This window comes from Streptomyces sp. NPDC053560 (genome assembly GCF_044544605.1).
Lineage (GTDB): Bacteria > Actinomycetota > Actinomycetes > Streptomycetales > Streptomycetaceae > Streptomyces.
This window is the reverse complement of record NZ_JBITXI010000013.1, coordinates 81,150-104,300: the sequence shown is the minus strand read 5'-3', so window position 1 is coordinate 104,300 and position 23,151 is coordinate 81,150. Positions and strand designations below refer to the sequence as shown.

At 71.2% G+C, this 23,151-nt stretch carries 22 protein-coding genes; 14 read left to right on the top strand and 8 right to left on the bottom strand.

The genetic code is table 11. The features are described from left to right. Positions 1 to 579: 579 nt before the first annotated feature. The 5 genes from ACIGQF_RS28890 to ACIGQF_RS28870 all read left to right on the top strand — a co-directional run bounded on the left by ACIGQF_RS28890 (position 580) and on the right by ACIGQF_RS28870 (position 7,362). Positions 580 to 1,476, top strand: a complete 897-nt coding sequence (locus ACIGQF_RS28890; RefSeq protein WP_399716038.1) for a 2-dehydropantoate 2-reductase N-terminal domain-containing protein — start codon at positions 580 to 582, stop codon at positions 1,474 to 1,476. Positions 1,477 to 1,553: 77 nt separating this feature from the next. Further along, the gene (locus tag ACIGQF_RS28885; RefSeq protein ID WP_399716035.1) at positions 1,554 to 2,786 is read left to right on the top strand and encodes a glycosyltransferase; all 1,233 of its coding nucleotides are present in this window, start codon (positions 1,554 to 1,556) and stop codon (positions 2,784 to 2,786) included. Beyond that, positions 2,783 to 4,591, top strand: a complete 1,809-nt coding sequence (locus tag ACIGQF_RS28880; RefSeq protein WP_399716032.1) for a right-handed parallel beta-helix repeat-containing protein — start codon at positions 2,783 to 2,785, stop codon at positions 4,589 to 4,591. Before ACIGQF_RS28885 ends, ACIGQF_RS28880 begins: the two co-directional genes overlap by 4 nt. 70 nt (positions 4,592 to 4,661) lie before the next feature. After that, a complete protein-coding gene (locus ACIGQF_RS28875; RefSeq protein ID WP_399716030.1) occupies positions 4,662 to 6,419 on the top strand; it encodes a right-handed parallel beta-helix repeat-containing protein in 1,758 nt (585 codons plus the stop codon). A 73-nt stretch (positions 6,420 to 6,492) separates the two neighbouring features. Then, the gene (locus tag ACIGQF_RS28870; RefSeq protein ID WP_399716027.1) at positions 6,493 to 7,362 is read left to right on the top strand and encodes a polysaccharide lyase; all 870 of its coding nucleotides are present in this window, start codon (positions 6,493 to 6,495) and stop codon (positions 7,360 to 7,362) included. A 28-nt stretch (positions 7,363 to 7,390) separates the two neighbouring features. Here ACIGQF_RS28870 and ACIGQF_RS28865 read toward each other — a convergent pair whose 3' ends face one another. Further along, positions 7,391 to 8,407, bottom strand: a complete 1,017-nt coding sequence (locus tag ACIGQF_RS28865) for a LacI family DNA-binding transcriptional regulator (protein WP_399716490.1) — start codon at positions 8,405 to 8,407, stop codon at positions 7,391 to 7,393. A gap of 264 nt (positions 8,408 to 8,671) precedes the next feature. Between ACIGQF_RS28865 and ACIGQF_RS28860 the strand changes: the two genes are divergently transcribed. The 5 genes from ACIGQF_RS28860 to ACIGQF_RS28840 all read left to right on the top strand — a co-directional run bounded on the left by ACIGQF_RS28860 (position 8,672) and on the right by ACIGQF_RS28840 (position 15,713). Next, entirely contained in the window at positions 8,672 to 9,961 is a 1,290-nt protein-coding gene (locus ACIGQF_RS28860; protein WP_399716024.1) for an extracellular solute-binding protein, read from the top strand. A gap of 28 nt (positions 9,962 to 9,989) precedes the next feature. Next, the gene (locus ACIGQF_RS28855) at positions 9,990 to 10,961 is read left to right on the top strand and encodes a carbohydrate ABC transporter permease (RefSeq protein ID WP_399716488.1); all 972 of its coding nucleotides are present in this window, start codon (positions 9,990 to 9,992) and stop codon (positions 10,959 to 10,961) included. Then, a complete protein-coding gene (locus ACIGQF_RS28850) occupies positions 10,958 to 11,887 on the top strand; it encodes a carbohydrate ABC transporter permease (protein WP_399716021.1) in 930 nt (309 codons plus the stop codon). The genes ACIGQF_RS28855 and ACIGQF_RS28850 overlap by 4 nt, the downstream gene beginning before the upstream one ends. Next, positions 11,884 to 13,407, top strand: a complete 1,524-nt coding sequence (locus tag ACIGQF_RS28845; protein ID WP_399716018.1) for a GH1 family beta-glucosidase — start codon at positions 11,884 to 11,886, stop codon at positions 13,405 to 13,407. The genes ACIGQF_RS28850 and ACIGQF_RS28845 overlap by 4 nt, the downstream gene beginning before the upstream one ends. Positions 13,408 to 13,607: 200 nt before the next feature. Next, a complete protein-coding gene (locus ACIGQF_RS28840; RefSeq protein ID WP_399716016.1) occupies positions 13,608 to 15,713 on the top strand; it encodes an ATP-binding protein in 2,106 nt (701 codons plus the stop codon). Here ACIGQF_RS28840 and ACIGQF_RS28835 read toward each other — a convergent pair. The 3 genes from ACIGQF_RS28835 to ACIGQF_RS28825 form a co-directional block, all read right to left on the bottom strand. Further along, positions 15,655 to 15,888: a hypothetical protein gene (locus ACIGQF_RS28835; protein WP_399716012.1), complete on the bottom strand. Its 234-nt coding sequence runs from the start codon at positions 15,886 to 15,888 to the stop codon at positions 15,655 to 15,657. The genes ACIGQF_RS28840 and ACIGQF_RS28835 overlap by 59 nt on opposite strands. Positions 15,889 to 15,914: 26 nt before the next feature. Then, positions 15,915 to 16,595: a TNT domain-containing protein gene (locus tag ACIGQF_RS28830; RefSeq protein ID WP_361551388.1), complete on the bottom strand. Its 681-nt coding sequence runs from the start codon at positions 16,593 to 16,595 to the stop codon at positions 15,915 to 15,917. Between the two features lie 276 nt (positions 16,596 to 16,871). Then, positions 16,872 to 17,216, bottom strand: a complete 345-nt coding sequence (locus ACIGQF_RS28825) for a hypothetical protein (RefSeq protein ID WP_399716008.1) — start codon at positions 17,214 to 17,216, stop codon at positions 16,872 to 16,874. Positions 17,217 to 17,496: 280 nt separating this feature from the next. On the opposite strand from ACIGQF_RS28825, the gene ACIGQF_RS28820 reads away from it, so the two are divergent. Then, a complete protein-coding gene (locus ACIGQF_RS28820) occupies positions 17,497 to 17,574 on the top strand; it encodes a 50S ribosomal protein bL37 (RefSeq protein WP_370443954.1) in 78 nt (25 codons plus the stop codon). Between the two features lie 113 nt (positions 17,575 to 17,687). On the opposite strand, the gene ACIGQF_RS28815 is transcribed toward ACIGQF_RS28820, so the two are convergent. Beyond that, entirely contained in the window at positions 17,688 to 18,095 is a 408-nt protein-coding gene (locus tag ACIGQF_RS28815) for a DUF3224 domain-containing protein (RefSeq protein ID WP_399716006.1), read from the bottom strand. A 103-nt stretch (positions 18,096 to 18,198) separates the two neighbouring features. Here ACIGQF_RS28815 and ACIGQF_RS28810 point away from each other — a divergent pair, with 103 nt between their 5' ends. After that, entirely contained in the window at positions 18,199 to 19,173 is a 975-nt protein-coding gene (locus tag ACIGQF_RS28810) for a helix-turn-helix transcriptional regulator (protein ID WP_399716004.1), read from the top strand. Positions 19,174 to 19,208: 35 nt separating this feature from the next. Here ACIGQF_RS28810 and ACIGQF_RS28805 read toward each other — a convergent pair whose 3' ends face one another. Next, positions 19,209 to 19,778: a TetR family transcriptional regulator gene (locus tag ACIGQF_RS28805; RefSeq protein WP_399716001.1), complete on the bottom strand. Its 570-nt coding sequence runs from the start codon at positions 19,776 to 19,778 to the stop codon at positions 19,209 to 19,211. Between the two features lie 92 nt (positions 19,779 to 19,870). Between ACIGQF_RS28805 and ACIGQF_RS28800 the strand changes: the two genes are divergently transcribed. Next, entirely contained in the window at positions 19,871 to 21,088 is a 1,218-nt protein-coding gene (locus ACIGQF_RS28800; protein WP_399715999.1) for an FAD-dependent monooxygenase, read from the top strand. Between the two features lie 113 nt (positions 21,089 to 21,201). On the opposite strand, the gene ACIGQF_RS28795 is transcribed toward ACIGQF_RS28800, so the two are convergent. Both ACIGQF_RS28795 and ACIGQF_RS28790 read right to left on the bottom strand, forming a co-directional pair. Next, a complete protein-coding gene (locus tag ACIGQF_RS28795; protein ID WP_399715996.1) occupies positions 21,202 to 21,423 on the bottom strand; it encodes a hypothetical protein in 222 nt (73 codons plus the stop codon). A gap of 113 nt (positions 21,424 to 21,536) precedes the next feature. After that, on the bottom strand, positions 21,537 to 22,439 hold the full coding sequence (locus ACIGQF_RS28790; protein WP_399715994.1) for an AraC family transcriptional regulator: 903 nt from the start codon (positions 22,437 to 22,439) through the stop codon (positions 21,537 to 21,539). Between the two features lie 99 nt (positions 22,440 to 22,538). Between ACIGQF_RS28790 and ACIGQF_RS28785 the strand changes: the two genes are divergently transcribed. Then, positions 22,539 to 23,117: a non-oxidative hydroxyarylic acid decarboxylases subunit B gene (locus ACIGQF_RS28785; protein ID WP_030607277.1), complete on the top strand. Its 579-nt coding sequence runs from the start codon at positions 22,539 to 22,541 to the stop codon at positions 23,115 to 23,117. Positions 23,118 to 23,151 lie beyond the last annotated feature (34 nt).

Here is a 23,151-nt window from a genome sequence, read left to right as displayed (position 1 = left end):
CCACGCGTCTCATTACTGATCCCGGCGCGCGCGCCGGCGCTTGCCTATTCAGGACAACCTACTGAATTCACTGGCCGGGACGCGTTGGCGGCGAAAACGCTTGTCATGCCTTGGCGCCGGGCCTGGCGCCGCGGTGTGCGCCCGGCTCGCGTACCGGAGTTCCGGCCTGCCGGTTTTCCGCTCCACGCAGCGCTTTTCCGCAGGACAATGACGCTCTCCGGCCCGGAGCGGAACCGGGCATGCGGAATTCAGGGCTCACGGCAATTTCCTGCCCTCTCAGTAAGTCGGCTTCTGTACTGTCCGTCCCCATGAGTGCAGAGTGCGACAGGGCACTCACATCGTCACGCAGTCGCACCGGGGCCATTCCGGCGGAGGATGCATAGATGCTGATCAGGCAGGGGGGCCTGACACACCCGGGAGTACCGCCCGGTACGGGCGTACCGGAATGCGCGGTCCCGACCCGAGCGCCATCGCTCCGACGGCCGTGACAGCGGACCGGTTCCCTCCGGCCCGCAATCTCTTCGTTACTACTTTTCGCGTCGCGCATCGCACGCACATCCACCAGGAGGGGACAGCACCATGGCACGTATTTTCATCGTGGGTTCCGGTGTCGTCGGCACAGCCACCGGTAAGGGCTTTTTACACGCCGGGCACGAGGTGACCTTCATCGACATCTCGCCCCAGCGGATCGAATACCTGCGTTCGCAGGACCTGGATGCGCGCGACGTGCTCGACCTGCGCAATGAACCGGACGGTTTCATTTTCCTTACGCTGCCCACGCCCAACGTCGGGCACCGCTACGATCTGTCCGCCTTCGAGGACGGTACCGCGTCGGTGGGCGCGGCCCTGGCCGACGCCACCGGGGACCACACCGTGGTCGTCCGGTCCACCGTGCCGCCGGGCACCACCGAGGGCCTCGTCCTGACCCTGCTGGAGAAGCACTCGGGGAAAAGCGTCGGCGAGGGCTTCTCGCTCGCCGGCAACCCCGAGTTCCTGCGCGCGGCCACCGCGCTGGAGGACTTCCGGCACCCGTGGATGACGGTGATCGCCTCGCGCAGCCAGCGCACGGTGGAGCGTCTGACCGAGCTGCTGGCACCGTTCGGCGGGGAGCTGCGTACCTTCTCCAACCCGGCGGCGGCCGAGCTGGTGAAGTGCGCGCACAACATCTACAACGCGACGAAGATCAGCTTCTGGAACGAGATGTGGCTGGTCAGCCAGACTCTCGGGCTGGACCTGGACCCCGTCGCGCAGACCGTGGCGCGCTCCGCCGAGGGTTCGTACAACCCGCTCTACGGCATTCGCGGCGGCGCGCCGTACGGCGGTGTGTGCCTGCCCAAGGACACCCAGGGCTTCCTGGGGCTCGCCAACACGCTGGGAGTGGACATGCCGCTGCTCAAGGCCGTGGTGCAGGTCAACGACATGCTGATCGAGCGGGCCGACCGCGAGGCGGACGAACTGGCCGCCGAACTCGCCTGACCCACCACGGACACCCCCCTCCGAGCCCCACTCCCCCCTTGCCCGGCCTCGGCACACCCGTGAACGAGAACGGAACCATGAGTGCCCTACTAGACACCACGCTCTATGACTTCCGGTATTACCTGGTCTACCTGCCTCTGGGCATCCTGGGTCTGGTGCGCTGGAGCTGCTGGCTCGTGCGCCGCGCGCCGGCCGCCCTGTACCGCCCGGTGCGGAACGACTTCCGGCTGCCGATGAGCATCGTCGTCCCGGTGTACCAGGAAGACCCCGAGATCTTCGCGCACGCGATCGAGTCCTGGCTGGCCAACGACGTCGAGGAGGTCGTCCTCGTCATCGACGTCACCGACCAGGCCTGCCAAGAGGTCGCGGCCCGCTATCCCGTGACCGTCGTCATCACCGACGTACCCGGCAAGCGCGACGCGCTGCGGCGCGGTTGGGAGGTGTGCAGCACGGACCTGGTCGCGCTGGTGGACTCCGACACCATCTGGGCGGAGGACGTGGCGGCCGAGGTGTGCAAGCCGTTCGCCGACCCGACGGTCGGCGGGGTCGGCACCCGGCAGAACGTCTACAACCCGCACGGCTTCCTCCAGCGGGTGAACGACATGTACTTGGACTACCGGTACTTCGACGAGAACGCGGCCCAGACCGCGGTGGGCCGGGCGGTCTCCTGTCTGTCCGGCCGGACGGCGGTCTACCGGCGCGAGCTGCTGCTGGAGATATCCGACGACTTCATGCACGAGACGTTCATGGGCGTGCCCTGCATGTCCGGTGACGACAAGCGGCTGACCACGCTGGTCCTGGCGCGCGGCCACCGCACGTACATGCAGCGCTCGGCCCGCGTGTGGTCGACGTTCCCCGGCACCTGGCGGATCTTCCTCAAGCAGCGGCTGCGCTGGTCCCGCAACACCTGGAGATCAGATCTCAGAGCGCTGTCGTCCCGCTGGATCCGGCGACACCCGTTCCTGGCCTTCACCATGGCCGACAAGGCGGTGAGCAGCTTCACCCTGCTGGTCGCACCGTTCTTCATGACGTACGCGATCATCCGCCAGGACTGGTTCTTCGTGGCGTGCCTGGCCGCCTGGTGGTGGGTCAGCCGGGCGATGAAGATGCTGCCGCACCTGGTGCGCAAGCCGTCGTCTTTCTTCCTCGTGCCCGGCTTCGTGCTGGTGTCGTTCGTGATGGCCGGCGTGAAGATCTGCGCTCTGCTGACGATCCGCCGGCAGCGCTGGCTGACCCGGCAGGTGTCCGTCGTCAACGGTGTCGCGGTGCGGACCTCGCCGCAGGCCGCCGGTTCGGAGGCAGGAGCATGAAAACCGCATACCGCTTCGGGGCGGCCACGGCCGCCCTCTCGGCCGTCCTGGGGCTCGGCATCGCATCCGCGCCGCCCGCTGCGGCCGTCGGCGCTCCGGAGGACGTGGCCGCCTGGGAACGCACCGGGCGGCCCGACCGGCTGATGGTGCTGCGGCCGCGCAGCATCAGCCTGATGAACGGCGGCACGCTGGTGCGCCGGCTGTACCCGGGGACGCCGTCCGTTTCGCTGAGCTGGCTGGCCGCCAACGCGGGCCGGGAGTGGATATCCCAGGAGCCCGGTGCGCCGTCCACCGTGCGGGTGCGTACGGCGATCCTGCTCGCCCCCGGCACCATTCTGCGCATCGACGACCGCACCAAGAAGGTGCTGCTGAGCGCGGGGCGCGACGCCCGGTCGGGGACGTGGATCACCGGCAGCCGGGCCTCGCTCGACGTCGACAGCACCACGCTGGCGTCGGTGGGAGCGGAGGGCTCCGGCCTCGCGCCCGCCGACGCGCCGGGCCGGCCGTACGTGTCGATGGGCGCGGGCGGCCGGATGGACTTCCGCAACGCCACCGTCAGCGGGCTCGGCCGCATCGGTGACACCACCACCGCCGATCAGTCGGGGGTCACCTGGGCTCGGGGCAGCACCGGTTCGGCCACCGGATCGACGTTCGAGGGGAACTACACCGGGCTGCGGCTCGCCGGTTCCAAGGACGTCACGCTGGAGAACGTCACGGCGTCCGGGGCCACCGAGGACGGCATCGTGCTGAAGGGCGACAGCGGCACCAAGGCCTCCGGGCTGGCCGCCGACTCCAACGGCCGTACCGGCATCGCGCTCGGCGGTACCGACGACCGTACGCTGGCCGGCCTGACCACACGTGACAACGACGGTGCCGGGATCAAGGCGACCCTCCAGCGCGGCCTGACGCTGAACTCGCCCAACTCCCACTTCGACCAGGGCGGCGGCATCGATCTGACCTCCTGCCGGCAGTGCGTCGTACGCAAGGCCAACGTGGAGAGTTCGTCGCGGGCCGCGGTGCGCGTCTCCGGCGGCGACAGCACGGTCTCCGTCGTGGACTCCGAGCTGACCGGGCACAACGGCAGCGAGCCGGGGATCCTGCTGGGCGAGGGCATCGAAAGCGCCACGGTCTCCGGCGGTACGGTCGGCGGCTTCGACCGCGGCATCGGCATCACCGGCTCCCGGGTCCGCGTAGAGCGCACCTCGCTGTCCGGAAACCGCACCGGCATCGTCATCGGCGGCGAAGCCGACCATGTCGCGCTGCGCGACGTGCGGGTGGACGGCGGCGAGACCGGTGTGCTGGCCTCCCCCACGACCAGCCACATCACGCTCAACGACGTCCGGGTCACCGAGGCCAGCCGCAAGGGACTGGCCTCCAGCTCGCCCGGGCTGCGGGTCACCGGCGGTTCCCTGTCCGGCGGGACGACCGCCGTCGACCTCGGCGCCCCGGCCCACCTGGAGAAGGTGGCGGTCGGCAGCTCCCACCGCGGCATGCACCTGGCGCACAACGTCCGCGCCTCCGGCAGGTCCGTGGACGTACTGGCCGAACGGCAGGGCGTCGTGGCCGACGCCGGGTCCCGGCTGGATCTCACCGATTCCCGTGTCCGGGCCCCGGTCGCGCTCGACGGGGACGGCGAGGTCAAGCGGCACGGCAAGACGGAGATCACGATGCCGCCGTTCCCGTGGCTGGGCTTCGCGGCGCTGGTGGCGCTCGCCCTGGCCGTCGTCCTGCAGACCCTCCATCACGTCCGGCACCGCGGCACCCCACGGCCGAAGGTCGCCGGGCACGTCGAGAACACGGCCTGACCCCACGTCAGCCGTTCCACCGATACCGGCCGCCCCCCTCGGGGGCAGCGGCCGGAGAAGGAGTGCACACATGACCCACCGTTCAACCGGCGCCGGTCGTCGGCCCGAACCCCCGGCCGGCGGCGAACCGGTCTCGCCCGGCGGGCGCGCGGTACGCGGCCCCGCCAGAGCCTTGCGTGCCGGCACCGTCCTGCTGTCGGCGGGAGCGCTGGTCACCGGCCTGACCGGCGTGTTCGCCCCGCCCGCGCAGGCCGCCGCCTGCAGCGGCCCGGTGCGGTACGCGTCCAGCACCAACACGGTCTACCTGACGTCGGGTACGGCGACGCTCTCCGACATCGCCCGGCTGTGCACCAGCGCACCGCTGTACGAGGTCGACGGCTCGCCCGGCACCTGGCAGCTGGACGCCAACCTGGTCGTCCAGAACGGCGCCACGCTGAACCTGCACTCCACGTCCACCGGCGGCGACGTGGACACGCTGCGGCTGAACAGCCCGGCGAGCAACAAACCCACCGAGGTCGTCTCGGTCACCGCGCAGTACGGCACGATCGACATCGACGACGCGGACGTCACCTCCTGGGACGCGGAGAAGAACGGCCCGGACACCGACACCTCGGCCGGCGCCGGCGAGCGCGGCCGGGCCTTCATCCGGGTGCTGTCCTACCTCGACGCCGACGGCACGCCCCGCCAGTCCACGATGAACATCTACAACAGCGACATCGGCTACCTCGGCTACTACGCGGCCGAGAGCTACGGCGTGGCGTACAAGGCCCGGGGCTGCGACATCGACCACCAGGACGTCTGCGACAAGCTGGACGTGCTCGGCGACCAGATCGGCAGCCGCTTCCACCACAACTACATGGGCACCTACACCTTCGGTGCCTACGGCATGACGTTCGACCGCAACGAGTACGACAACAACATCACGTACGGGCTCGACCCGCACGACGACTCCGACCACCTGACCATCACCAACAACCACGCGCACCACAACGGCAATCACGGGATCATCTGCTCCCAGCGGTGCGACAACCTGGAGATCGTCGGCAACGAGAGCGACCACAACGGCATACCGCCGTACGTACCGCCGGGTGACGACGACCCCTCGGACAACCAGGTGCACGGCATCATGCTGCACCGCGGCGTCACCGACTCCGTCGTACGCGACAACAACGTCCACGACCAGCCCAACGGCGCCGGCATCGCGGTCTTCGACAGCAGCGACGACGTCATCGAGAACAACACCATCACGCGCGCGAAGTACGGGCTGCGCTACAGCGTCGGTTCCCAGGACATCAAGGCCTCGGGCAACACCGTCACCGACAGCGGGCTGTACGCCGTCTTCACGTACCAGGGCTCGGACAAGCCCATGTACACCAACGACACCGGCCGGCCGGCGCGGCTGGAGTTCACCGGCAACACCTTCGACGGCTCCACGGGCAACGTCGCCAAGCTCAACCAGAGCGACGACCTGAGCTTCTCGGAGAACACCTTCACGGGCGCCCTCACGTCCGGTGTGCTCACCCAGGCGACCGCCGGAACGGTCTTCGCGAAGAACACCGCGCCGGCCGACCTGACGCACTCCGTCAAGAGTGACGCCGGTACCTCCGGGACGATCGCCTTCCGCGACCAGAACCCCGTCAAGGTGCAGCTGGACCCGGCCAGTTCAGCGGCGTTCACCGCGAATGGCCTGAAAGCGGGCGCTTCGTACAAACTCATCGCCGACGGCCGTACTGTGGCCACCGGCAAGGCGGACGCCAAGGGCAGCGTGACCCTGCACGCCAGGCCGACCAGCACCGCGGCAATGACGTACCGCATCAGCGCCGCCTGATCCAGACCGCCCCGCCGCAGGCCTCGCGGCGGGGCGGCCGACGCCCCCGGGCGCAGGAAAGGAGCAACGGCTCATGGACCGGAGGAAATTCGCCGCCGCGGGAGCGGCCGCCCTCGCCGCACTCCTCGCCTCGTGCTCCGGATCGGACGACAAGCCACCGCCCCCGCACCACACGGACGAGCCCTCCTCCCCCGGCTCCACCCTGGACTGGGACACCGCCGCCGTGGCGCGCTTCTTCGGCTCCGGTCTCCGGCCACGCGAGGAAGGCTCCTTCGGCCTGGACCGCACCGTGCTGCGGCACCACCCGGTGTACGGACCCGTGCTGCGGGTCCGCTATCCGGCCCGGTCCGCCAGCCCCACCGTCGCCCGCCGCTACGGCCGCCCGGAAGGCGGCGCGCAGCTGTACCTGCCGCTGCGCTCGGGGCCCACCGACACCCTTCACCTCCGCTACTACCTGCGGTTTCCGCATGGCTTCGACTTCGTCAAGGGCGGCAAGCTGCCCGGCCTGTACGGCGGTTCGGTCACCGGCGGCCGGCACATCCCCGACGGCAAGAACGGCCTGTCCACCCGGTACATGTGGCGGAGCAAGGGCCGCGGAGAGGTCTACGCGTACCTGCCGACCTCCGTGGAGCACGGCACCTCGCTCGGGCGCGGCAAGTGGAAGTGGCCGGTCGGCCGCTGGACCTGCGTGGAGCAGTCCGTACGGCTCAACACCCCGGGAAAGGACGACGGTTCGGTCGAGGTGTTCCTCGACGGCCGCCGAGTGCTGCGCGAGGACGACCTGGAGTTCCGCACCTCGAAGAAGCTGCGGATCGAGGGTGTGTTCTTCTCGACCTTCTTCGGCGGCTCCGACCCGAGCTGGGCCACGCCGGAGTCGGACTACGCGGACTTCGCGGCGTTCGCGGTCTCGCGCGAACGCATCGGGCCCGTCCGCCGCGACTGAGCCCCGGCCCGGGGCCGCGTACCGGCGGTCAGGAGGACTCGCGCACGACCAGCTCAGTGGGCAGGGTGATCCGCTGCCGCGGCGCGTCGGGATCGGCGATCTCGCTCAGCAGGACACGGGCGATGGTGGTGCCCAGCTCCTCGACGGGCTGGCGTACGGTCGTCAGCGGCGGGCTGGTGTGCCGGGCGATGAAGGAGTCGTCGAAGCCGACCACCGCCACGTCCTCGGGGACCCGCCGCCCGTGCCCCCGCAGCTCGGCCAGCGCGCCCACCGCCATGACGTCGGAGGCCACGAAGAGGGCGTCCAGCTCCGGGGCCCGCGCCAGGAGCGACCGCACGGCGGTCCGGCCGCCCTCCTCGGTGAAGTCCGAGCGGGCGATCAGCCGTTCGCCGGGCAGCGCACCGGCCTCACGCAGCGCCTCCTGATAGCCCTGGAGCCGGCCGCGGCCGACGTCCATGTCCATCGGCCCGGTGACCGTGGCGATGACCGTGCGGCCCCGTTCCAGCAGGTGCCGAACGGCCGCGCGGGCGCCTCCGACATTGTCGGCGTGGGCGTGGCTCAGCGACTCCTCGGGCGAGCGGCGCCCGGCGAGGACGGTGGGCAGACCGATGCCCTCCAGCAGCGCCGGCAGCGGATCGTGTTCGTGCACCGAGGCCACGAGCACGCCGTCCACCCGCCGCTCCGCCACCGATTCGGTGAGCCGGTCGCGTTCGCCCTGGTCACGGACGAGGATCAGCTGAAGCTGGGTACGGGTGTCGGCGAGTCCGGTGCTGACGCCGCGGATGACGGCGGCGAAGTACGGCTCGGCGCCCAGCCGGGACTCCGACTCCGGGACGACCAGGGCGATGGAGTTGGTCCTGCTGGTGACCAGGCCGCGGGCGACGGAGTTCGGGACGTACTTCAGCTCGTCGATGGCGGCGAGGACGGCGGCCCTGGCCTCGTCACTGACGAGCGTCGAACCATTGATGACACGGGAGACCGTGGTGCGGCCGACTCCGGCGCGCGCCGCCACGGTCTTTATGGTCGGCCGCTGTCCGCCCGCCATCGCGCCTCCCCCGCCGTTGCCCGTCCCCGCGCCCGTCACCAGCGCATTGTGCCAGACCCTACGGGATGCCTGGACGAACTTCGGGCTTCCCGCGAGCGGAGCGTCAACTGCCTTATGCGTTCAAGTCATTGACACGGGCCTCGACTGCGGCCACTCTTCCGGAACATCGGTGGGCACGTTCCCAGTCCCGCACTGCCGCGAATGGGAACGTACCCACTTCCATATGAACCCGGGAGGGGACCGACGGTGAGCGTTCGGAAAACGATGACAAAGAGATCCCTGGCCGCGGTCGCGGCCGTCGCCGCGCTGGGCCTGGTCGCGGGCTGCGGCGGCAGCGATGGGGGCACCGGCGGCGGCGTGAAGGACGGCAAGGTCACGATCACCATGGGCCTGTACGGCGTCATGGGCTTCAAGGAGACCGGCCTGCTGGAGCGCTACGAACAGGAGCACCCGAACGTCACCATCAAGGCCGAGATAGCCGGCGACGAGCAGACGTACTACACCGCCCTGCAGACCCACCTCGCCGCGGGCAGCGGCCTCAAGGACATCCAGGGGGTCGAGGTCCTGCGCGCCAAGGAGATCGTGGACACCCGGGCGGACAAGTTCGCCGACCTCTCCAAGGTGCCCGGAACCGGTCATTTCCTGCCGTGGAAGCAGAACCAGGTCACCGCCGCGGACAAGAAGGTCATCGGCCTGGGCACCGACATCGGCCCGATGGCCGTCTGCTACCGCAAGGACATGTTCGCCAAGGCGGGCCTGCCCACCGACCGCGAGAAGGTCGCCGCGCTGTGGGCGGGCGACTGGTCGAAGTACGTCGATGTCGGACGGAAGTTCAAGTCCGGCTACAAGGGCGGCAAGGTGGCTTTCACCGACAGCTCCAGCGGTCTGTTCAACGCCATGATCTACGGCAGCTCGCAGCAGTTCTACGACACCAAGGGCAAGCTGATCTACCAGGACAACCCGGTCGTCACCGACGCCTGGAAGCTGGCCTCCGAAGCCGGCTCCTCGGGGCTGACCGCCAAGCTCCGGCAGTTCCAGCCGGGCTGGGACCCGGGCCTGGCCAACAGCACCTTCGCCACCACCGTGTGCCCGGCCTGGATGCTGGCCCACATCAGCGAGAAGGCCGGCCCGCAGAACAAGGGCAAGTGGGACGTGGCCAAGGCCCCCAAGGGCGCCAACTGGGGCGGTTCCTTCCTCGGCGTCATGGAGCAGAGCCCGGTGAAGGAGGAGGCGAAGAAGCTGGTCGCCTGGCTCACGGCTCCGGAGCAGCAGGCGTTCCTCTTCGAGAAGCTCGGCAACTTCCCGTCGTCGGAGAAGGCCCTGAAGGCACCCGAGGTGGCCGACGCCAAGTCGGAGTACTTCAGCGGTGCGCCCATCGGCCAGATCTTCGGTGACGCGGCCCGGGAGATCCCCGACGAGCAGGTGCTGGGCCGCAAGGACGGCACGATCAAGGACATCTTCTCGCAGGGGCTGTCGCTCATCGAGGCCCAGGGCAAGAGCCCGGACGCGGCCTGGAAGGACACCGAAGAGCGCATCAAGAAGGCCACCGGCTGACCGCCGGGCACCCGACCGACACAGGAGGATCCCGGTGGCCCTGCAGACCTTCCGGCGGAGTACGTTCTGGCACCGGCTGGACGTGCGCGGCGCTCCGTACGCCTTCGTCGCCCCGTTCTTCGTCGTCTTCGCCGCCTTCAGCTTCTATCCCCTGCTCTACACCGCGTGGATCTCGCTGCACCGCGTGGAGCTGTCCTCCATGGACCTCATGGAGTGGGTGGGGTTCGACAACTACGTGGCGCTGTGGGAGGACGACCGCTTCTGGAACGCGCTCGCCAACACCTTCACGCTCGGCGTGGTCTCCACCGTCCCGCAGCTGCTGATGGCGCTGGGGCTGGCGCATCTGCTCCACTACCGGCTGCGCGGCTCGGTCTTCTTCCGGGTCGCGGCGCTGACGCCGTACGCGACGTCGGTGGGCGCCGCGGCGCTGGTCTTCACCATGCTCTTCGAGCGCGACTTCGGGATGATCAACTGGCTGCTGGGGCTGGTCGGTCTGGACCCGGTCAACTGGGAGAACGACAAGTGGGCGGCGCAGCTCGCCATCTCCGCGATCGTCATCTGGCGCTGGACGGGATACAACGCGCTGCTGTACCTGGCGGCGATGCAGGCCGTACCGGGGGAACGGTACGAGGCAGCAGCCCTGGACGGCGCCTCGCGCTGGCAGCAGTTCCGTATGGTCACGATCCCCGGCATCCGGTCCACCGTCGTCTTCACCATCGTGCTGTCCACGATCGGTGCGACCCAGCTGTTCGGTGAACCACTGATCTTCGGCCAGGGACCGAACGGCATCACGGGCGGCGCCGACAACCAGTACCAGACCCTGGGCCTGCTGCTGTACGAGGAGGGCTGGAAGAACTACCAGATGGGGCGCGCCGCGACCATCGCCTGGGCGATGTTCCTGCTGCTGATCCTGATCTTCGTCGTCCAGCGCGTCGTCCGGCGCCTCACCCGACGCCCGGCCGGTGCCCGGCGCGTCCTGTCCAGGAGCGGCCAGTCATGACCACCGACAGTCTCCAGGTCCCGGCGGCGGAACGGCGTCCGGCCGCACCCTCGGACCGTATGCGTCCGTCCGCCCGCCGCCGGCTGTCCCTGCGGCCGGGAGCCGGGCGCCAGCACCACGCCGGACCCGTCGCCTATGTGCTGCTCGGCCTTGCGACCGTGGCGTCGCTGTTCCCGCTGTACTGGACGATGGTGGCGGCGTCCAGCGACAACAGCCGCGTCTCCCGTACCCCGCCGCCGTTCCTGCCGGGCCCGCACCTCTTCGAGAACCTGGGCAAGGCGTGGCAGGACGCGGCGCTGGGCAAGGCCATGACGAACAGTCTGATCGTGGCGGGTGTCATCGCGCTGTCGACCGTGCTGTTCGCGACCCTCGCGGGCTTCGCCTTCGCCAAGCTCCGCTTCCGGGGCCGCAACATCCTGCTCATGCTCGTCATCGGCACGATGATGGTGCCGCCGCAGCTGGGCGTGGTGCCGCTGTTCATGATGATGAGCGAGCTGGGCTGGGGCCAGCGGCTGCCGGCGGTCATCTTCCCCACCCTGGTCAGCGCGGTCGGCGTGTTCTTCATGCGGCAGTACCTGGCCGAGGCGCTGCCCGACGAACTGGTCGAGGCGGGCAGGGTGGACGGCGCGCACTCGCTCCGCATCTTCTGGAGTGTCGTGCTGCCGGTCGCCCGCCCCGCCATGGCGGTCCTCTTCATGATCACGTTCGTGCACGCGTGGAACGACTTCTTCTGGCCGTTCATCGCGCTGGACATGACCAACCCGACGGTCCCGGTCGCCCTGACCCAGCTGAGCGCGGGTTACGTCCGCGACCAGTCACTGATCATGGCGGGCGCGCTGCTCGGGACGCTGCCCCTGCTGGCCATGTTCGTCGTCTTCGGCCGCCAGATCGTGGGCGGCATCATGCAGGGCGCGGTGAAGGGATGACCGCCGGCCCGCTCACCACCTCCCGCGCCTCCTCCGCTCCGTCTCCGGAAAGGACTCCCTTGACCACCGCATCACACACCGTGGACACCACCCCGCAGCCCACCACCGCCCGCACGTTCCCGCCCGGATTCCTCTGGGGCACGGCCACCGCCGCGTACCAGATCGAGGGCGCGGCGGCCGAGGACGGCCGGACGCCCTCCATCTGGGACACCTTCGCGCGCACCCCGGGCAAGGTGCGCAACGGTGACACCGGTGACATCGCCACGGACCACTACCACCGCTGGCGCGAGGACGTCGCCCTGATGGCCGACCTGGGCGTGGGCGCGTACCGCTTCTCGCTGGCCTGGCCCCGCGTCCAGCCCACCGGGCGCGGCCCGGCCGTGCAGAAGGGCCTGGACTTCTACCGCCGGCTGACCGACGAGCTGCTGGAGAAGGGCATCCGGCCGGTCGCCACGCTGTACCACTGGGACCTGCCGCAGGAGCTGGAGGACGCGGGCGGCTGGCCGGAGCGGGCCACCACCGACCGGTTCGCGGAGTACGCGGCGCTGGCCGTCGAGGCGCTCGGCGACCGGGTCCGCACCTGGACCACGCTCAACGAGCCCTGGTGCAGCGCCTTCCTCGGCCATGCGTCCGGGGTGCACGCGCCCGGCCGTACCGACCCGGTGGCCGCGCTGCGCGCCGCGCACCACCTCAACCTCGCGCACGGCAAGGCGGTTCAGGCGCTGCGCGCGGGGCTGCCCGCGGAGGCGGACGTCTCGATCACGCTCAACATCCACCAGGTACGGGCCCGCACCGACAGCCCGCAGGACGTGGACGCGGCGCGCCGCATCGACGCCCTCGCCAACCGGGTGTTCATGGGCCCGCTGCTGACCGGCGCCTACCCCGCCGACCTGCTGGACGACACGGCGCGGCTCACCGACTGGTCCTTCGTGCGGGACGGTGACACCGCGACGATCCGCCGGCCGCTGGACTTCCTGGGCGTCAACTACTACACACCGACGCTGGTGTCCGCGGCGGGCTCCGAGGCTCCCGACCACTCCTTCGACGGCCACGGCGCCAGCGGGCACAGCCCGTGGCCGGCCGCCGACGACGTGGTCTTCCACCGGCCGCCGGGGCGTACGACGCCGATGGGCTGGGCCGTCGATCCCAGCGGCCTGTACGACCTCCTGCTGCGGCTCAAGGCGGACGTGCCGGACCTGCCGCTGATGATCACCGAGAACGGCACGGCGGGCGACGACTACCTCGACCCCAGCGGTGCGGTGCACGACCCGGACCGGATCGCGTACCTGCACGGCCACCTGTCGGCCGTGCACCGCGCGATCGCGGACGGCGTGGATGTCCGCGGCTACTTCCTGTGGTCGCTGCTGGACAACTTCGAATGGGGTTACGGCTACAGCAAGCGCTTCGGCGCGGTGTACGTGGACTACCCGACCGGGCGGCGCATCCCGAAGGCCAGCGCGCACTGGTACGCGGACGTGGCCCGCGCCAACGCCCTGCCGGAGCTTGACCCCGAGCCGTAGTCCGGCACCCCCGGAAAGCCGGCAACCCCGGAAAGAGAGTGGAGCGCAGACCATCCTTCCACGCCGGAGCGGCGTGCCGCGGCCGAAGTGACCAAACTCCCCGTAGGCGACACGGTGTGCTGCTAACACCGAGTCACCTATGGGCGGGGGACACGACAGGACCTGGAAGGGGATGGCCGAAAGTGATGGAAGAGCGGCGGGTGGGGAACCTGCCGGCGGAGCGGGACCGGCTGGTCGGACGGCGGGCGGAGCTGGCCCGGCTGGGACGGTGGCTCGGGCGGTCGCGGCTGGTGACCGTGACAGGGGTGGGCGGGGTCGGCAAGACCCGGCTGGCACGGCGGGCCGCGGGTGAGGTGCAGCCGCGCTTCCCGGACGGGGCGTGGTGGGTGGAGCTGTCCCCGCTGAGCGAGGGCCGGCTCCTGCCGTACGCGATCGCCGAGGCGCTGCCGCTGGTCGATCAGTCCACCCGCCCGATGCTGGAGGTGATCACCGAGTACCTGGCCGGCCGGGAGACCCTGCTGGTCTGGGACACCTGTGAACACCTCGTCGAGGAGTGCCGGGACGCGGCGGCGACGCTGCTGGCCGTCGCGCCGGGACTGCGGATCCTGACGACCAGCCGCCGCCCGCTCGGCCTGCCCGCCGAGGAGGTGCTCACCCTCGATCCGCTGCCGGTCCCCGGGGACGGCGACGAGTCCGCGGACGCGGTCGTACTGCTGGCCGACCGGGCCGCCGAGGCCGTACCGGGCTTCACCGTCAGCGACGCCAACCGGCCCGGACTCGCGGCGTTGTGCCGCCGCCTGGAGGGGCTGCCCCTCGCCCTGGAACTGGCCGCCGCCCGCCTGCGCGAGATGCCGCTGATCGAACTGAACCAGCGGCTGGACGACCGCTACGCGCTCCTCGGCGACACCGAGGGCGCGACGCACCCTGCGGATCCCCCGTGGCACCAGGCGCTGCGCACCGCGATCGGCTGGAGCCACCAGCTGTGCAGTCCGGCAGAACGGCTGGCCTGGGCGCGGCTGTCGGTGTTCGCCGGTACCTTCGACGCCGAGGCGGCGGCCCGCGTGCTGGCCGATGAGCGGTTGTCGGCCAAGGAGGTTCCCCGCCTCCTCGCCGCGCTGGTGGAGGGCTCGATCGTGGAGTGGGTCCCCACCGGGGACGGGGAGCGGTACCGGATGCTGGACACGATCCGCGAGTTCGGTGCCCACTGGCTGCACGAGCTCGGCGAGGAGCGGAGGGTGCGCCGCCGCCACCGCGACCACTTCCTGGACCTGAGCCGGGCAGCCGACGCCGGCTGGATCGGGCCCGACCAGCTCGTCTGGCGCGACCGGGCGGTCGCCGAACACACCAACCTGCGCGCCGCACTCGACTTCTGCCTCGCCGAACGGGACGCGGACGGCGCTCTGGACCTCGGCGGGGCGCTGTGGTTCCTCTGGTCGGCCTGCGGATTCGCCAAGGAGGGCCGGCACTATCTGGACCGGGCACTGGCCCTGAGCAGCTCCCCCGGACCGGTGCGCGCCAAAGCCCTGTGGTCCTGCGGCCGCGCCGCGATCATCCTGGGCGAGGCGGAGACCGGCCTCCGGCTCGCCGAGGCCTTCCGCGAGGCCGTGGCCGGGGACCTCGACGAGACGCATGTGTTCGCCGCCGCCTTCCTGAAGGGCGGCAGCCTCACGATGCTGGGCCGGCAGCGGCAGGCCGCCGAGGTGCTGGACGCGGTGCCGCGTGCCCGGCCCGGCACCGGGCAGTACGACGCGGAGTGGTTCGCGGTGCGGATCGCCCGGGCCTTCGTCCATGTGCACGACGGACAGTTCGCGGAGGCCATGGCGGTCGCCGAGGACATGGCCGCCGAGTGCGCCCGGTGCGGCGACACCTGGGCGCTGGCGTACGGCGACTACGTGCGTGCCATGGCCGCGCTGGGACTCGGGCGGCCGGAGGAGGCCGCGGCGCACGCGCGTACCGCCCTCGACGGCAAGCGCCGGCTGCGGGACAGCCTCGGCATCGCGCTGATCGTCGACGTGCTCGCCGGTGCGGCCGTCGCTTCCGGTCTCGCGGAGACGGCCGCCCGGTTCCTCGGCATCGCCGAGCAGGTCTGGCACTCGCTCGGCAGCCCCCGGATGGGTTCGCCCGAGCTCGTCGCCGCTCGCGAGGCGTGCGAGGACCGGGCCCGCAGCCTCCTCGGGGACGACGCCTACCGGGCGGCCTTCCACTCCGGCCACGACAGCGACCTGGACACCGGCATCGCCTACGCCCTCACGTCAGGAGGGCCAGCAGGTGGGCACAGGCGGCCGCTTCGTCCGGGTGGCGGGTGAGGGGCTCGTACGTGCCGCGCTCGTAGCCGCCGGTCTCCCACGCCCCGTCCGGCGTCCTGCGCAGGTACAGGAAGTCGGGGGGCGTGGGAGCCGGCTCGTGGACGCCCTCGATGCGGTAGTGGCCGTCGGCGACGCCGGCCGCGCGCAGCGACGCCCGCAGCTCCTGCCGGTCCATGGCGTCCTCCTTGCTGTCCGCGCCGGTCAGGCGTCGGCGCGCGTGAGGTACTTGTGGTCCACCAGCCACTTCACGTTGAGCCGCTGGCCCTCGCCCGGGTTCAGGAACACCGCGTCCAGCTTGATCTGCTGGCCGCCGCCCGGCTGCTCGAACCAGGGTGCAATGCTGCCCTGCCACACCCAGAACGGCTTGATCACCTTGTACGTGTGGTAGTCGCACGGCGAGGCCGGCTCGCGGGTGTTGAGGTTCTGCGGGGGCAGCGCACGCTCGGCGTAGGCATCGCCGGCCGGTGCCAGGTAGCCGCCGAACTCCGATCCGAAGCGGTCCAGCCGCTGGCCGGTGCGCAGCTTCGCGGGTTCCTTGTCCACCTCGCCGTTGACCTCGGCGAACCCGTCGTTGGGCGGATACTTCCAGCTGCCCGAGTCCGCCGGGCCCTCCCAGTACTTCTTCAGGAAGGCACTGGGCGAGAGGGAGCCGGTCCGCTGGTAGCCCTTCAGCAGCGGGCCGACCGGTGCCAGCCGCTTGTTCGGCAGCCACTGGGGGCCGAGCCGCGCGTCCCCCTGGAACTTCCCGGTGCAGGGCTGCGGCCGGGCGGCAGCGGCCGCGGGACGCTCCTCCTGCTGCTGCGGAGCGGCGCTCGCGGCAGGGGCCGCCGCCAGCCCGGCGGCCAGGCCGAGTGCGGCGAGCACGGTACGAAGACGGTTCACTGCGGGCTCTCCTTGTGCGGATCTCGTGCGTACTGAAGGCATGCGGCGGCGCCGGTGTACCGGGTCGCACACCGCCATACGCTGCTGATACGCCATCAGCTCCGGGCGTTCCGCACGGTAACCGGTCGCTCACACAGGGCGGTAGCGGGCCGCACCGATTTCCGGCCACCCGCAGGTGGGCACAGGCGTGCGGCAGGGGGCCGCCGTCCGGTCGGCCCCCTGCCGCGGGTGTTCTTCAGTTCGTACGGGCGTTCCCCGGCCGGAGCCGGAGGGCCGTCAGAGGCCCAGCAGGCCCAGGCCCAGGAGGCCGCCCTTGCCGCCGCCTCCGAGGAGACCGCCCTTCTGCGGCGTCTCGCCCTTGGTGGCGTCGCCCTGCGGCGGCTGGCCCGGCTGGAGGCCCGGCTCCGCGGGCTGCTCCTCGCCCGGGAAGGCACCCTGTGGCTGGGGCTGCGGGTCACCCGGAACGCTCGCCGGGCCGTTGACGGGGTCCTCGTCGCCGGGGTCGGCGGCCTGGACGGTGCCGGCGGCGGACGCCGGCGCGTAGGCGGCGGCCACGGGGGCGCCGAAGAGGACGATCATGGAGGCGGCGGCTGCCGCACCTGCCGCGAGTCGGGTACGCACGGTGCTCTCTCCCTCGCATCATGGATGTGACGTGACCGTCCTTCCGCGCGACGGCCCGGTACTAACGGAGCTTCACCCGACTACCGGGGGCAGGGTCACTGAATCGCACGGTGTCCGAGGTGGCGCCCGGTCGTTGAGCCACGCGGGTGCGTGAGGTGGTTCACGGGAAAGAGGGGGCGTTGCGCGAGCGGGGCTGGGTACGAGGCCCCGAGATCGCCGAGCGGGATACCGGTATGAAAGGGTGGAATCTCGGCGAAAGCAACGCGAGAAAGGAGCCGTCATGTCGTCCAAGCGCCGCCGCAAGAAGAAGGCACGTCGCAAGAACGGTGCCAACCACGGCAGCCGTCCCCAGTCCTGAAGGACCGGACGTCCACAGGAAGGCCGGCGGTGCCCATGGCCCGCCGGCCTCCTGCCCCCTCAGAGCCTCACCTCACACCACACTCACACGAGTGAATTCCGTGGCTGCCGGTGTCAGTCCAGCTCGTAGTCGAAGGTGTACGGAACGGCCGACTCGCCGCGCACGGCGGTGAAGGTCCCGGCCCCCCGCAGCCCGGCCAGCTCGCCGGTACCGGTGTCGGGCACCACCTCGAACGTGCAGTGCACGGTCCCGTCGGCACCGAAGAATCCGCTCTCCGCCACGACGAAGGTGCCCGCGCGACCGTCGAGACTTCCGGTCAGCAGCTCCATGCCGGTGAACGTCCCGGTCTTCTCCGTCCCGTAGACGATGGTGTATTCGCAGGTCGTCCCGGCCGCTTCGATGCCGCCGGTGAAGGAGTTGACGACGGAGGCGTGCGCGAGTTTCGGGTGGGCCTCGCCCGGACCGACGGTGCGCTCCGTCCAGTCGGCATAGGTGAAGTGGCCGGAGGTCTGTACGGGCATGGCCGCCCTCTCGATCGGTCGCACGGCTCGTTCCGCGCGGTGTGCGATCAGCCTGGCGGCAGTACCTGACATCTTCTGTCAGGTACGTACGACAATGAGGTCCATGCGCGCCGACCGCCTGCTCTCGCTGCTCCTGCTGCTCCAGAACCGCGGGCGGATGACGGCGCCCGAGCTGGCCGCCGAGCTGGAGGTCTCCGTCCGTACCGTCTACCGGGACATCGAGGCGCTCGGCGCGTCGGGCGTCCCGGTGTGCGCCGACCGCGGGCCGGCCGGGGGCTACCGCCTGGTGGACGGGTACCGCACGCGGCTGACCGGGCTCACCGACGCCGAGGCCGACTCCCTCTTCCTCGCCGGGGCGCCCGGGCCCGCACGCGAGCTGGGACTCGGCGCGGTCCTGACCACCGCCCAGCTGAAGCTGCGGGCGGCCCTGCCCGCAGGTCCCGCCGATCGCGCGCGGCGCATCCAGGAGCGGTTCCACCTCGACGCGCCCGCCTGGTTCCGGGACGCCGATCCCGTCCCGCACCTGACCGAGGTGGCGCGCGCGGTGTGGGAACAGCGGGTGCTGCACGTGCACTACCGGCGGTGGGGCGGCGAGGACCGCCGGGCGGTGCTGCACCCGCTGGGCCTCGTACTCAAGAGCGGGATCTGGTACTTGGTGGCGCTGGCGGACGGCACGCCGCGCACCTACCGGATCGCGCGGCTTCTCTCCGCGGACGCCACCGACGAGACCTTCGAGCGGCCCGACGGTTTCGACCTGGCCGCCCACTGGGCGGAGTCCTCCCGCCGGCTGGAGAGCGCGCTGCACAAGGGCACCGCCCGGCTGCGGATCTCGCCCCGCGCCCAGCGGCTGCTCCCCATGCAGTTCGGCGCGGCGGGCACCCGCGCGCTGGAGACGGCCGGGCCGCCCGACGGGGAGGGGTGGGTGCGGGTGCAGATGCCGGTCGAGACGGAGGCCGTCGCGGTCGCCGACCTGTTGCGGCTCGGCACGGAGGCGGAGGTGCTCGGCCCGCCCGAACTGCGCGCCGCCGTCGCCCGGACCGTCGCCGAACTGGCGCGGCGGTACGCGGACACACCCTGACCGCGGCCCCGCCGACGAGAGTCAGCTGGGCCGGCTCAGCGGGCCGGGCTCGTGGCGTCCTCGATGAGGCGGTGCGCCGCGGCGTCGATGCGGTCGGTGTCGCCGGTGACCAGGCGGTCCTGGCACAGGCCGCGCAGGCCGGAGACCAGCAGGGTGGCCCGGACCCTGGCGTCCCGCTCGTCGTAACCGAGCCGGGCGTACGCGGCGGCGATCGGGCCGACCATGACCTCGACGGCGTCGGCGGCCAGCGCACCGTACGGCTCCGGCTGCGTGGTGGCCAGGCTGAGCAGCTGGAGCAGCATGCGGATCAGCCCGCGCTGCCTGCCGACCGTGATGGCTTCCCACAGCTCGCGGGCGGCGGTGTGCAGCCCGGCCGCGTCGTGGACGGGCCCGAACATGGCCTCGGCGTCGGGCCGGCTGGCCGCGAGGGCCTGCGCGAGGAGGTTCTCGCGGCTGCCGAAGTAGTAGAGCAGCATGCGTTTGCTGGTGCCCACCGCCTCGGCGAGCGGGCTCAGGGAGAGGCCCGCCAGCCCATGGTGTTCGAGGTGGCGCACCACCTTGTCCAGCAGTTCGGTCCGTTTTCCGGGATCAGTCGCACGAGGCACCCCTTGACCGTACCGATCGGTACATCTAAGGTCCAACGCATTCCATTGATGTACCGATCGGTACATCAAAGAGGCGAGACGAGGAGGCAGGGATGGGCGCAAACGGCCCGAACATCGCGATCGTGGGCGCCGGAATCGGCGGGCTCACCCTGGCTCTCGCCCTGCGGGCCCGCGGCATCGACGCCGAAATCCATGAGCAGGCAACGGAGTTGCGGGAAGTGGGCGCCGCGGTGGCACTCTCGGCCAACGCCACCCGGCTGCTCGCCCGGCTCGGCCTGGACGCCCGGTTGACCGCGGCCGGCGCCGAGCCGACCGAGCTGGTCCACCGGCACTGGAAGGACGGCCGCCGCATCGCCGCGCACCCGGTCGGCGCCGCGTACCGCACCCGGTTCGGCGGGCCCTACCTGGGCGTGCACCGCGCGGCGTTTCAGCGCGTCCTGGGCGACGCCTGGGGCAGCGAGCGGCTGCATCTCGGCACGGCGGTCAGCGGCGTGACCGAGGACCCCGAAGGCGGGGACGGGGTACGCCTGGAATTCGCCGACGGCCGCAGCACCCGGGCCGATCTGGTCGTCGGCGCCGACGGCGTGCACTCCACCGTGCGGCGCCGGGTCACGGACGAGGACGTCACCGCCTACTCCGGAACCAGCGGCTTCCGTGGCCTCGTACCGGCCGGGGCGATGCCGTCACTGCCCGACCCCGGTGCCATCCAGTTCTGGATGGGTCCCGGCGCGCACGTGCTGCACTACCCCATCGACAGCGCAGGCACGGTCAACTTCCTCGCGGTGGTGGAGGGACCGGACCGGTGGGCCGAGGACACCTGGCGGACCGAGGCCGCGCCCGGAGAGCTGCTGGCCGCGTTCGAGGGCTGGCACCCGGCGATCATCGAGATGCTGTCGGGTGCACCGCAGAGTGCCCGGTGGGGGCTGTTCGGGCAGACGCCCCTGCGGAGATGGAGCCGCGGGCGTGCGGCGCTGCTCGGGGACGCGGCGCACGCGATGCTGCCGCACCACGGGCAGGGCGCCAACCAGACCATCGAGGACGCGGTGACGCTGGCGGACTGCCTGGCCGACGCGCGGACGGCCGGCGGGTCCGGCGCGTACGACGTGGCGCTGCGGCGGTACGAACGGCTCCGCCGGGTGCGTACCCGGCAGGTGCAGCGCAGCTCCTGGGTCACCTCCGGCCTCCTGCACCTGCCCGACGGGCCTGCGGCCGAGCGGCGGGACCGGAAGCTGGCCACGGTCCCGGCGGACTTCGGGTGGATCCACGCCCATGACGCCCAGCGGGCGGCGGCGGACGCCGCGGCGTCCTGACGCACCGTCACCACATGGGCCGAGGGGCCCTGAACACAAAAGCGGCGGTGCCGCACCCGCGTCGGTGCGGCACCGCCACCGGTCCGCGACGGCTCAGCCGTCGCGCGGGCCGGTCAGTGCATGGACAGGGCGTGGTCCATCCAGTAGGCGGCGGCCTCGGAGTTGCCCACAGTGGTGACGCCGTCGTGCCCACCGACGTTGGTGTAGCTGCCCGCGGAACCGCTGATCATGCCGCCGCCGTCACCGTTGTGCGCGGAGGCGACGCCGCTCATCGGAACGATGGCGGCCGAGGCGATGGCGAGGGCCGCGGCGGTGCGAGCGAAGGTCTTGCGCATGTCATACCTCTTCAGGTAGGTGGGTTGATCGCCCCCATGGTTCACCTCCGGCACGCCTCAGGAGGGACGACGCTCGGGCGATTGCCCCTGATGGCCGACCGAGGTCCATCAGGTCACCGAGTCGTCGGATTTTCACCCGATATCACCGACCGGGTCGTACCGCGCGCCACTGCCCGGAAGTGCTGCGGTGTGCGACCGTCCCGCTTGCGGAAGAACTTGGAGAAATCGCCGGGCTCCCGGAACCCCAGCCGACGGGAGATGTCGGCCCCCGAGGCGTCGGTGTGCACCAGCAGGCGCTTGGCCTCCAGGAGGATGCGCGCGTCGAGGTACTGCTTGGCGGTCAGCCCGGTGGCGGCCAGCGTGGCGCGGGTGAGGGTGCGGGTGTTGTAGCCCAGCGCGTCGGCGAAGTCGGCCACGCGGTGAGTGTCGGCGAAGTCGCGCTCCACGGCGGCGTGGAAGTGCGCGAAGGTGCCGCCGGGCCGGTGGGCGGCGGGGGGCTCCGGGCGGGCGTGGGCGAGCCGCAGCAGCAGCACCGTCAGCAGGAGGCGCAGCGCCTCGATGTGCGCCGGCAGGGGGATGGACGCCAGGTCGGCGTACTCGTGGGTGAGGTGGCGCAGGGCGAGCTGGGTGGCGCGGACGTGCGGCCCTTCCGGGACGAACGGCGCCTGCTCGAAGGGCGCCTCGGCGTCGGCGAAGCCGGGCTGCCAGATGACGATGGTGCCGCGCGCCGTCACCAGGTCCTCGGCGACGTACTGGTGGACCTGGCCCGGCCGGATCCACAGCCAGCTGCCGGGGCCCAGCGCGTATTCCGAGAAGTCCACGGTGTGCCGCAGGGTGCCGGCGCCGACGTGGATCAGGTGGTGGAAGCCGGGGCGCTGGGGCGTCGCGAGGTCGATGCCGCGACGGTGGCCGCGCGCCCGCAATTCGGCGAAGTCGAGGACGTCCATGCCCAGAGGAGCACCGAGAGAGGGCCGGTAGGCGACGTCCGTGATCGAGAGCTGTCCGTTTTTCCCCATACCGAGTCCGTAGCGTACTGCTGCTTTCCGTTTACCTCCTCCTACGGTCGCAGAAGAGGCAGCGATGAGCCGGAAGCTGCCGGAGAGCAGAGGTGTGACGTGCGGCTGATCGTCGGAATGACGGGTGCGACCGGGGCGGTCTTCGGGATCCGGGTGCTGGAGCACCTGGCCGAGCTGCCGGAGGTGGAGACCCATCTCGTACTGAGCCGCTGGGCCCGGTCCACGATCGAGCTGGAGACCGGGCGGAGCGCCCGGGAGGTCGCCGGGCTGGCCGATGTGGTGCACAGCCCCGAGGACCAGGGCGCGTCGATCTCCTCCGGCTCGTTCCGGACCGACGGCATGATCATCGTGCCCTGCTCGATGAAGACGCTCGCCGGAATCCGGGCCGGTTACGCCGACGGGCTGGTCGGCCGCGCCGCGGACGTCGTGCTGAAGGAGCGCCGCAAGCTGGTGGTCGTCCCGCGGGAGACGCCGCTGAGCGAGATCCATCTGGAGAACATGCTGGCGCTGGCCCGGATGGGCGTGCAGATCGTGCCGCCGATGCCCGCCTTCTACAACCACCCCGCCTCGGTCGACGACATCGTCGACCACATCACGGCCCGTGTGATCGACCAGTTCGACCTGCCCGCACCGGCCGCGAAGCGGTGGGAGGGCATGCGCGCGGCCCGCGCCGCCTGACGCCCACGCGCCGCCCTCACCCCCCTCATCACAG